The sequence below is a fragment of the Sulfurimonas sp. genome, assembly GCF_026988655.1.
Lineage (GTDB): Bacteria > Campylobacterota > Campylobacteria > Campylobacterales > Sulfurimonadaceae > Sulfurimonas.
This window is the reverse complement of record NZ_JALSKT010000068.1, coordinates 1-9627: the sequence shown is the minus strand read 5'-3', so window position 1 is coordinate 9627 and position 9627 is coordinate 1. Positions and strand designations below refer to the sequence as shown.

Genomic DNA, 9627 nt, shown 5'->3' with positions numbered 1-9627 from the left:
AGTGAAGAAAAGACTAAGCAAACGCAGCAAGAAATATTTACAATTTTTGAAGATATCTCCCAAATTGCAAAACAAACCAATCTTCTTGCCCTCAATGCAGCCATAGAAGCAGCACGTGCTGGTGAGCATGGACGTGGGTTTGCTGTTGTCGCAGACGAAGTGAGAAAACTCGCACAGAGTACGCAAATAACACTTGATCAAGCACAGCTTCAACTAAAAACTTGACAATCATACTTTAGTTATTGTAAAATTTCATCAACAAAAGATAGATATGCAAGATATCTTCTCAATCTTTCCCGCAATTAAAATCCCAAAAAGTTAAGGCAGTCATATATATGAGTGAAAATACAACCCCTTCACAACCTCGTAAAAAACAAAACAATCGTAATAACAACAATTCAAAAAGTAGAACACATACTCCTGTAAAAGGTTCAAGTGTTGAAGAACTTCGTACAAAAAGCATTCAAGAACTTGTTGATCTTGCAACAGAACTTGGTGTAGAAGCTCCTAATGAGCTTAAACGTCAAGATGTTATCTTTGAGATTTTAAAGGCACAAACTGCACAGGGTGGATTTATCCTTTTTAGCGGTATTTTAGAAATCATGCAAGATGGCTATGGTTTCATCCGTTCAATCGATCAAAGTTTCAATGAGTCTATCAATGACGCTTATGTTTCTAACACACAAATAAAACGCTTTGCACTCAGAAATGGAGATGTGGTAACTGGTCAAGTTCGCCCTCCAAAAGATCAAGAGCGCTATTATGCACTTATCAAGATAGAAGCAGTAAACTCCCTTCCACCTGAAGAGAGTAAAAAAAGACCACTTTTTGAGAACCTTACACCCCTCTATCCAACAGAGCAACTCAAACTCGAGTACCGTGAAAAAGGATTAACCGGTCGTATGATGGACTTGTTCTCTCCTATTGGGAAAGGACAACGTGGTCTTATTGTTGCACCTCCAAGATCTGGTAAAACAGAGCTTTTAAAAGAGATAGCGCATGGGATAACAACAAATCATGCTGATGTTGATTTGATGGTTTTACTTGTTGATGAGCGTCCTGAAGAGGTAACAGACATGGAAAGAAGTGTCAAAGGTGAAGTGTATAGTTCTACTTTTGATATGCCTGCAAAAAACCATGTAAAAGTTGCTGAAATGGTAATAGAAAAAGCAAAAAGACGCGTAGAACTTGGTCGTGATGTTGTCATCTTGCTTGACTCTATCACTCGTCTTGCACGTGCGTATAACACAGTAACACCTTCAAGCGGTAAAGTACTCTCAGGTGGTGTTGATGCAAATGCACTTCACCGTCCTAAACGTTTCTTTGGTGCTGCTCGTAACATTGAGCATGGTGGAAGTTTAACTATCATCGCAACGGCACTTGTTGATACTGGAAGCCGTATGGATGAAGTCATCTTTGAAGAGTTCAAAGGTACGGGTAATATGGAAGTTGTTCTTGATCGTAAAATCGCAGATAGACGTATCTACCCTGCTATTGACATTCTTAAATCTGGAACACGCAAAGATGAACTTCTTATCGGTCCTGAAGTCTTACAAAAAGTATTTATCCTTCGTCAAATGCTTCACAAACAAGACAATGAAGTTGAAGCACTCAAATTTATCTACAATACAATGGGTAAAAAAGCAACAAATGCTGAGTTCTTAGAAAGTATGAATACAGACAAATAATGAAAGTTGGTGTTTTTGATAGTGGCATCGGTGGTTTAACTGTCGTAAAATCACTCCTAGATAAAAAACTTTTTGAAGAGATTGTCTATTTTGGTGATACTGCTCGTGTTCCTTATGGTTCCAAAGACAAAAACACTATCATTCGTTATGGGATTGAAGCTGTAGAGTTTTTTAAAAACTTTGAGCTTGACCTTATCATAGTTGCTTGCAATACTGTGAGTGCTTATGCCCTTGATGAGATGCGAGAAGCTGCGACTTGTCCTATCATTGGAGTTGTTCAAGCTGGTGTTTTAGCCACTTCAAACGCAGTAAAAGAAAAATCATCCCATATTTTAGTTATCGGTACAAAAGCAACGGTTAACTCAAAAGCCTATGAACTTGGTCTCAACACTGAAGGCTTCCAATCTCTACAAACCAAAGCAACGCCTTTGTTTGTTCCTCTCGTTGAAGAAGAACTCTACGAAGGTGCAATTCTAAACGCAGCGCTAAGTCATTACTTTTGCGATATTGAAGCACCTGATGCTCTTATTCTTGGATGTACACACTTTCCGCTTATTTCCAAAGCACTTCAAGAGTATTTTGGAGAAAAAACACTCTTAATTCACTCAGGTGATGCCATCGTTGAACATCTCCAAGAAAAATTTCATTTAGATAAAAAATACGAAGAGAGTAAGCTGAGTTTTTTCGCTTCTGAAAACCCAGAAGCACTCAGAAAAATTGCACAAAAGTGGCTCTATGAATAAGCATAAAAATATTTCAATTTTTGGACATGGCATAACAACAAAACCACTTGTCAAGTACCTGCCAAATGCAGTCTTTTATGATGATAAATGCACAAAAGCATTTCGTGATGCCAATGGCTCACTTGTTCGCCCTGCTAGTAAATTTGATGCAGAGTTATCAGACTTAGAGATTACTTCTCCTGGTATTGCACCACATAATCCTCTCATCCAAAAAGCAAAAAATCTTATAAGCGAATATGATTATTTCGCCAAAACAAAACCCTTTAAGATTTGGATAAGCGGAACAAATGGGAAAACAACCACCACGCAAATGATGCATCATCTCTTGCAAGACAAAGGTGCACTCGCAGGTGGAAACATCGGTACAGCTCTAGCAGAGCTTGACCAAAACGCAGCGATATGGATACTTGAGACAAGCTCATTTACCATGCACTACACAAATACAGCGTACCCAAATATCTACGTTTTACTACCGCTAAGCCCTGACCATTTGAGCTGGCACGGAGATATGCAAGCCTACATCAGCGACAAATTAAAACCACTCTCTCTTATGCAAGAAAATGACACAGCTATCATCCCCCAAGCGTATAAAAATACGCCTACAAAAGCAAAAGTCATAAGCTATAAAGATGAAGAAGATTTAGCTAAAATTTTCGCTATCAACACAAAAAAAGTAAAATTTAAAGGTGCTTTTTTAATGGATGCCCTTTTGGCAATGGCAGTTGAGAAGATACTTTTTCAAGATATTGACTATGAGAAAATAAATTCATTTACGCTTGACCCGCATAGGCAAGAAGAGTGCAAAGATAGTAAAAATCGTCTTTGGGTTAACGACACAAAAGCAACAAATCTTGATGCCACAATTGCCGCAGTAAAACGCTATGAGAATTCTTTCATCCGACTAATCTTAGGTGGTGATGACAAAGGAGTTGACTTAAATGAACTCTTTGAATTTTTAGCAGATAAAAAGCTCAAAATCTACGCTATAGGTTCAAATAAAGACAAACTTATAGAACTCGCAAACAAGTACAATATCCAAGCAAAGAAGTGTCTCAACCTTGGGGATGCTATTGCCCATATAGATACAGATTTACAAACTCATGAAGTCGCACTCCTCTCTCCAGCAGCTGCAAGTCTAGATGAATTTCGCTCTTATGCTCAAAGGGGCGATGAGTTTAAAGAAGCCGTCTCTAAACTTTAAGAGTCTTTATTTTCTTCTAAACTCGGTCCCCATTTCGCTTTTTTCTGTGCTTTTATTTTGGCTTTAAGGGCTACTTTCTTATGGCGTGGTTTTTTTGTTTTGTCTTTTGGCAACATACTTTGCTCAGGTTTTTGTGTATGCGTAAAACTCTCTATCTCTTTTCTTGGTATATCATGACGCATCATATACTCTAAGGTATCGAGCATTTTTTCTTCTGCACTGCTTACAAAAGAGATAGACTCACCCACTTCATCAATCAAACGCAGTGATTTAAAATATTGCTCAGGTTCTTGCGGTAAATCATAATTGACAACTCTTTGTACATTTTGTAACTCAAGTGTTGCAAAGATTGCATTTGTTGTTACTAAAAGATTGACTTCATCTGCATTGAAAGCTTGCAACGCCTCTTGTATCTGCGTGGCTCTATGGTTTCCATGTGCAACTACTGCGTTTAGATTTTTCTCTTTTAAAAATCCACTCAGCATATCTGCTGTTTTTTTGCTTTTTACAAGGAGAACTGTTTTAAGAGCTGGAGTTTCTTGGCAAAAGAGGTCAAAATGCACTGGCTTATCATGTTGTTCAACAAAGTAAATTACCTGTTTTGTACGTTGTCCTACACTGATATTGTCATAGTATTTTTTAGCCGGTTTGATATTCTCTTCACTCATAATTTTTCCTTGAAAGTTTGAGAGAATTATAGCAGAGTTAAATAATCTTTTAACTCTTTAAATGCTAAAATCTTTTTAATTAAGTACCTTTCCACAATGGAGTCATTTTTGAAAGAAGCATCTGAAGTATTAGCTAGAAAATATCGTCCCACAAACTTTGACGAACTTATAGGGCAAGAGACGGTCGCACAAACACTTTCACTTGCACTTGATTCCAACCGGCTCTCTCACGCTTACCTTTTTTCTGGACTCAGAGGAAGTGGAAAGACCTCTACTGCACGTATATTTGCTAAAGCACTCATTTGTGAAGAAGGCATGAGCCATCAACCTTGTGATAAATGTTCCAACTGTATCATGGCAAAAGAGAACCGTCACATGGACATCATCGAAATGGATGGGGCATCTTCTCGTAAGATAGATGATATTCGTGATTTGGTAGAGCAAACTAAATACAAACCAACCGTAGCACGTTATAAAATTTTCATCATTGATGAAGTCCATATGCTCACAAAAGAGGCTTTTAATGCCCTTTTAAAAACGCTTGAAGAACCGCCTGAGTATGTGAAATTTATTCTTGCGACGACAGATCCCCTCAAACTTCCTGCTACAATTTTAAGTCGAACACAGCACTTTAGGTTTAAAAGTATTGCGACAAACAAAGTCATTGACCACTTGGCACATATTTTAAAACTTGAGGGTATCGAGTATGAAACTGATGCCTTGGAGATATTGGCTAGAAGTGGCAGTGGTAGTCTTCGTGACACACTCACACTTCTTGATCAAGCCATCATCTACTCCAAAAATTATGTCGATGTTCAAACAGTTACAGATATGCTTGGACTTGTTGATCCAAAATTTATTGCAGAGCTTTTTAATGCTGTCTTTGCTAAAGACTATGCTGCCTTAGTTGAGTACACAAAAGTTCTTGAAGATTATGAGAGTGAGATGGTTGTTGATGAGCTCATAGCCTATCTAAAAGATAAAATGTACAATCAAGATGCCCTTTTCTCAACACTAGTTCTAGATAGATTTTTTAGAATACTCAGCGAGTCAAAATACCTCTTTAGCATCAATGCAGATGGTTCTTTTGTCCTTTCCATGATATTTTTTAAAATGATAGAAGCGCTGCGTATTCGAGAAATTGACCAGATGATAGAGTCATTTCAAAAAGATGTTCAACGACCTGAGATTGTTGTACCTGCACAAACACCCGTAGATGTCGTTCAAGAAGTAACACCTCCAGCGCCAAAGGTAAAAGTACAAACAACGACACCAGAGATGAATGGTAAAGTTGCCCAAGTACAAAAAGAAGAAACGCTTGTTCAAACGCAGCCAGAACCTGTAGTTGCCAAAGCAGAGGAAGAAGTAGCGCCTAAAGAGGATAAAGGGGCACTCTTATATGAAGAGCTTCTTCGCAAAATCAAAGACAGAAACTATGAACTCGGAGAGTGTTTTACAAACAATATCACCTATATTTCTTTTTCTGAAAATACTTTAACTTGGGAGAGTTGCGCAGATGAAGCTTGCAAAAAAGTTCTTAAACATGGTTATAGTGTCATCAAACAACTCGTAAGAGAAGTCTTCTCTTTTGAGACAAAGATTAAAGGTGTAGCTTGCTCAAAACCCATAGAGGCAGAAGAACCACATATTGACATTTCTCAAAACGACATTCCTCAAAACGACTACACTCAGGAACAACAAAGTGGCTCGACGATAGGAGATATTGAAATGGGTGGAGGAGCATCTTGTGTGACAAACTGCGCAGAGCCATCTGAGCAAGACGAAATCAATGGCACCGACATAACAAAAGAGCCTATGGTTCAAAAAGCCATCGAGATATTTGAAGCTAAAAAAGTGACTATTCAGTCTAAAATTTAGTCAAAAAACAACTCACTACAACATAAACCCTCTTGTTTACAATAGTGTAATAGCTCCACATAGGGTGTGGAGTTTCTTTTTTTTATCGTTGCAAACTTTGACTGGGGGATGTTTAAAAGTTTTGCTACATCTTTGTCGTATATCCGTCTTTTTACTGCGTTTGACTCCGACATTGATGCTTTTAACACTTCTATAATTTTACGAAAATCTCTCATTTTCACTCCTAAAAGTGAAAATATATCCTAGTTAAAAAGAAGAAGCATAAAATATGTCAATATGTTATAAAACTTCTATTTTTTATCTTTAGACTTCAGTCTTTTTACTAGGTTTTTAAAGACTAAAGACATTTTCAAAAACTCTAAATAGTGCTGAATCTGTATGGGAGCTTCATAGTTTTTCTTATTTATCTCTTCAAGATATTTTGTAAAATTGTTGATATCTCTTGTCACTTCATCTGCAAATTTTTTCACAAATATAAAACTAATACCAAGCCCCACTATAAACAAGACAAATATCCCAGCCCAAATGCTATTATAAGTATCTAAAAGCATAACAACATCATTTGTTTCATAGTTAATGTTTTCAAGGATCAGGTTTTTTATCAAGATATATGCACTCACCAACAAAACAATAAATAAGGTAATCATAATAGAGAAAAATCTTGTATAAATCGCTTTTTTTAAATCTAACAAAGTTTGTAACCAACCCCTCTTACTGTTTCAATGTACTCTTTCTTTTTTTGTGGATCTATCTTCTCTTTTAGTCTGTTGATCGCTACGTTCACAGTTTTATACTGGTAATTTTCACTATCTCCCCAGACATGTTCAAGTAAATAATCTCGATCAAGTACATTATGTTTATTTATAATAAATTCACAAAGTAAATCAAACTCAAGTTTTGTAACATCAACATCTTGACCCTCTACACTTAGTGTTCTTGTACTTTTATCTAAGAGCAAATCTTTATATGCTAATTTTCCCTCTTCAACTTTTCGAGAAGTCCTTTTCAAAATTGACTTTACGCGAAGAAGCAGTTCTTTCATGTTGAAAGGCTTAGTCATATAGTCATCACCACCGCGCACAAAACCCTCTTCTATATCTTCATCTTTATCTTTAGCACTTAAAAAGATAACGGGGACATCTATCCCCTCATCCCGAAGTTTTGCTATAAATTCACTTCCTTCAACTCCAGGAAGATTTCTATCCATAATGAGTAAATCTATCTCTTCTTCGCTAAGAATTTGTGCAACTGTTTTTGTGTTTAAAAACCCGATAGTCTCAAAACCCTCTTTTTGTAAATTGTACTCTAAAAGTTCGAGTAAATCCTCTTCATCATCTACAATTACGATTGTTGCACTCATATTTTTAGCCTCAAATAATTTTTCTAATTATATTATACTTTTTATGAAAATAATGTTAGAATATTGGTAGAAAAATTAAGAAGGAGAGGTTTATGTTTGTTTCATCCTACAATACTTACATATTACCAACTCCATCAGAGACTAAAAAGTCGACAAAAGAGAGTGCTACTGCGTTTAGCACAAAGGCTGCACTCACAGCAAAAGAACAAACACCAAATCAAGCAACATCTACTAAACTGCCGATTAATTTCATCTCAGACTACAAAGTCTTAAAAAATCAACAAAAACTTCAAGAACAAACGCAGCAATTTACACAAAATAAATTTGTCAAAATCAACACCTTGCAAAGTGCACAGGTTGCCTACAAAGACAACTCCTCACTTTACTCTTTCATACAAAAGCCTAAAGCAGTATTTATCAAGTCAGACACCAAACTTCCTGATGCAAGTAATATAAAAATGAAAATGGTAAACACCTACATCGAAAATGACAACTACTACAAAATAACTGCCTAATCTTCTTCTATCCAAGCCTCTGTGCGGATTATTTTTCCATTATCAAATTGTTTGATTTTAAAAGCATTCGTACATTTACCCTCACAAATGTCCATTATGGCAATTTGCAAAATCTTTTTACATTTTTTAGGAATGTCAAAATGTCCCCTCATTCCTGTCAAAAACTGTTTCAGTGGCACTTTTGCATCCATCCCTATGACATTGTCACGACAACCAGTAAGCCCCATATCACTTAGATATGCAGTGCCTTGTGCCACTTGAAAGTCATCCGTGCCAACATGCGTATGTGTTCCTATAATCCCGCTTACTTTTCCTTCTAAAAGCATCATCATCCCACGTTTTTCACTTGTCGCTTCTGCATGAAAATCTATAAATATATTTTTCACCCCTACTGCGTTTAGCTCGGCAACTGTTTTTTGTGCGCAACGAAAAGCGTTGTCAGTGTAAGGCATAGCGTAGTGTCCCATTAGGTTAAGTACTGCAAGTTTTTCTCCTGCAACTTCATAAACCTTACAGCCCGTTCCGGGAACTTCTTCTGGGTAGTTGTGAGGACGCAAAATTTCATGAGAATCAAGTAAAGGGAGTATGTCTTTTTTATCCCAAGTGTGATTGCCCCCACTCATGACATCAATACCATAAGAAAAAAGTTCATTACAGTTTTTTAGTGTCAAACCAAAACCATGAGAAGCATTTTCATAATTCACAATTACAAAATCAATATTTTCTTTCTCTTTTAATTTTGACAGATAATCCCGTAACATCACCCGTCCAGGTTGACCAACAATGTCACCCACAAATGCAATTCTCATAATAAGTACCTCTCCATAAATAACCCCAACTTCAGCAAAGAGCAAATAGCTCTAGTGCTAGGCAGATTTCTGCAGGACTAACTGGTTAATCCAAAGGAATCTAACGACGTAATTATAGCTAAATCTCATTCCTTCTTTTAACATTGCTGTAACACTAAAGTGATATACTTCTTGAAGATTACAACTTTCATAAGGATATTACAATGAAAATTCAAATACTACTCATCAGTTTAGTAACAAGTGTCTCTCTTTTTGCACAAAGTGCTCAAGAAATTATGCAAGAAAATGGTTGCTTGTCTTGTCATGCCATTGCAAGTATGAAAAATGCACCTGCTTTTGCAGGCATAGGAAGACGAAACAAGCGTTTTTATGCAGATGAAGCAAAATCTGTCATAATCAATAGCATACAAAATGGCTCAAAAGGGAAATATCCACGCTTTAGCGACTCTGCTATGCCACCTTTTAACAACCTCTCCCTTGGTGAACTTAATATATTAGCAAATTACATTTTAGCTCAATCTTCTAAAGCTAAAGGAAGAAGTGGTAAAGGACAAGGTAGAGGCATGGGGCAAGGGATGATGCGATGAGTTTGAAGAAAATAATTTTATTTCTCATCGGGTTATTTGTACTGATACAATTTGTTCCTTATGGAAGAGACCATACAAATCCAAAAGTTATGAACGAACCACAATGGGATTCTGTGCAAACAAAGACGATATTTACCAATGCATGCGCTGATTGTCACTCCAATGAAACAAAATGGCC

At 36.7% G+C, this 9627-nt stretch carries 13 protein-coding genes; 8 read left to right on the top strand and 5 right to left on the bottom strand.

All coding sequences use genetic code 11. The features are described 5' to 3' along the window. From MV052_RS07370 to murD, 4 genes are all read left to right on the top strand, one after another. The coding region (locus tag MV052_RS07370) for a methyl-accepting chemotaxis protein (RefSeq protein WP_297442536.1) at positions 1 to 225 on the top strand (225 nt) is incomplete at its 5' end. A gap of 110 nt (positions 226 to 335) precedes the next feature. Next, positions 336 to 1688 carry a transcription termination factor Rho gene (rho, locus tag MV052_RS07365; RefSeq protein ID WP_297442534.1) on the top strand — a complete coding sequence of 451 codons (1353 nt, stop codon included), beginning with the start codon at positions 336 to 338 and terminating at the stop codon, positions 1686 to 1688. Beyond that, on the top strand, positions 1688 to 2431 hold the full coding sequence (gene murI, locus MV052_RS07360; protein WP_297442531.1) for a glutamate racemase: 744 nt from the start codon (positions 1688 to 1690) through the stop codon (positions 2429 to 2431). Before rho ends, murI begins: the two co-directional genes overlap by 1 nt. Continuing rightward, positions 2424 to 3632, top strand: coding sequence for a UDP-N-acetylmuramoyl-L-alanine--D-glutamate ligase (gene murD, locus MV052_RS07355; RefSeq protein WP_297442528.1), 1209 nt, complete (start codon positions 2424 to 2426; stop codon positions 3630 to 3632). Before murI ends, murD begins: the two co-directional genes overlap by 8 nt. Here murD and MV052_RS07350 read toward each other — a convergent pair. Further along, entirely contained in the window at positions 3629 to 4300 is a 672-nt protein-coding gene (locus tag MV052_RS07350) for a helicase-related protein (protein ID WP_297442525.1), read from the bottom strand. The two genes, murD and MV052_RS07350, sit on opposite strands and share 4 nt — an antisense overlap. A gap of 108 nt (positions 4301 to 4408) precedes the next feature. On the opposite strand from MV052_RS07350, the gene MV052_RS07345 reads away from it, so the two are divergent. Beyond that, a complete protein-coding gene (locus MV052_RS07345) occupies positions 4409 to 6178 on the top strand; it encodes a DNA polymerase III subunit gamma/tau (protein WP_297442522.1) in 1770 nt (589 codons plus the stop codon). Here MV052_RS07345 and MV052_RS07340 read toward each other — a convergent pair. From MV052_RS07340 to MV052_RS07330, 3 genes are all read right to left on the bottom strand, one after another. After that, positions 6175 to 6393: a hypothetical protein gene (locus MV052_RS07340; RefSeq protein WP_297442519.1), complete on the bottom strand. Its 219-nt coding sequence runs from the start codon at positions 6391 to 6393 to the stop codon at positions 6175 to 6177. The two genes, MV052_RS07345 and MV052_RS07340, sit on opposite strands and share 4 nt — an antisense overlap. Before the next feature lie 75 nt (positions 6394 to 6468). Beyond that, the gene (locus MV052_RS07335; protein WP_297442516.1) at positions 6469 to 6783 is read right to left on the bottom strand and encodes a hypothetical protein; all 315 of its coding nucleotides are present in this window, start codon (positions 6781 to 6783) and stop codon (positions 6469 to 6471) included. An 80-nt stretch (positions 6784 to 6863) separates the two neighbouring features. Continuing rightward, positions 6864 to 7538 (bottom strand): response regulator transcription factor, encoded by a 675-nt coding sequence (locus tag MV052_RS07330; protein ID WP_297442513.1) that lies wholly within the window; start codon positions 7536 to 7538, stop codon positions 6864 to 6866. A 92-nt stretch (positions 7539 to 7630) separates the two neighbouring features. On the opposite strand from MV052_RS07330, the gene MV052_RS07325 reads away from it, so the two are divergent. Then, entirely contained in the window at positions 7631 to 8053 is a 423-nt protein-coding gene (locus MV052_RS07325) for a hypothetical protein (protein ID WP_297442510.1), read from the top strand. Here the strand turns inward: MV052_RS07325 and MV052_RS07320 are convergent. After that, positions 8050 to 8862 carry a TIGR00282 family metallophosphoesterase gene (locus tag MV052_RS07320; RefSeq protein WP_297442507.1) on the bottom strand — a complete coding sequence of 271 codons (813 nt, stop codon included), beginning with the start codon at positions 8860 to 8862 and terminating at the stop codon, positions 8050 to 8052. The two genes, MV052_RS07325 and MV052_RS07320, sit on opposite strands and share 4 nt — an antisense overlap. 203 nt (positions 8863 to 9065) lie before the next feature. Here MV052_RS07320 and MV052_RS07315 point away from each other — a divergent pair, with 203 nt between their 5' ends. Together MV052_RS07315 and MV052_RS07310 are read left to right on the top strand one after the other, a co-directional pair. Further along, positions 9066 to 9449 (top strand): cytochrome c, encoded by a 384-nt coding sequence (locus tag MV052_RS07315; protein ID WP_297442505.1) that lies wholly within the window; start codon positions 9066 to 9068, stop codon positions 9447 to 9449. Beyond that, positions 9446 to 9627, top strand: a 182-nt coding sequence (locus MV052_RS07310) for a heme-binding domain-containing protein (RefSeq protein ID WP_297442502.1), incomplete at its 3' end; no start/stop codon positions are given. The genes MV052_RS07315 and MV052_RS07310, both read left to right, overlap by 4 nt.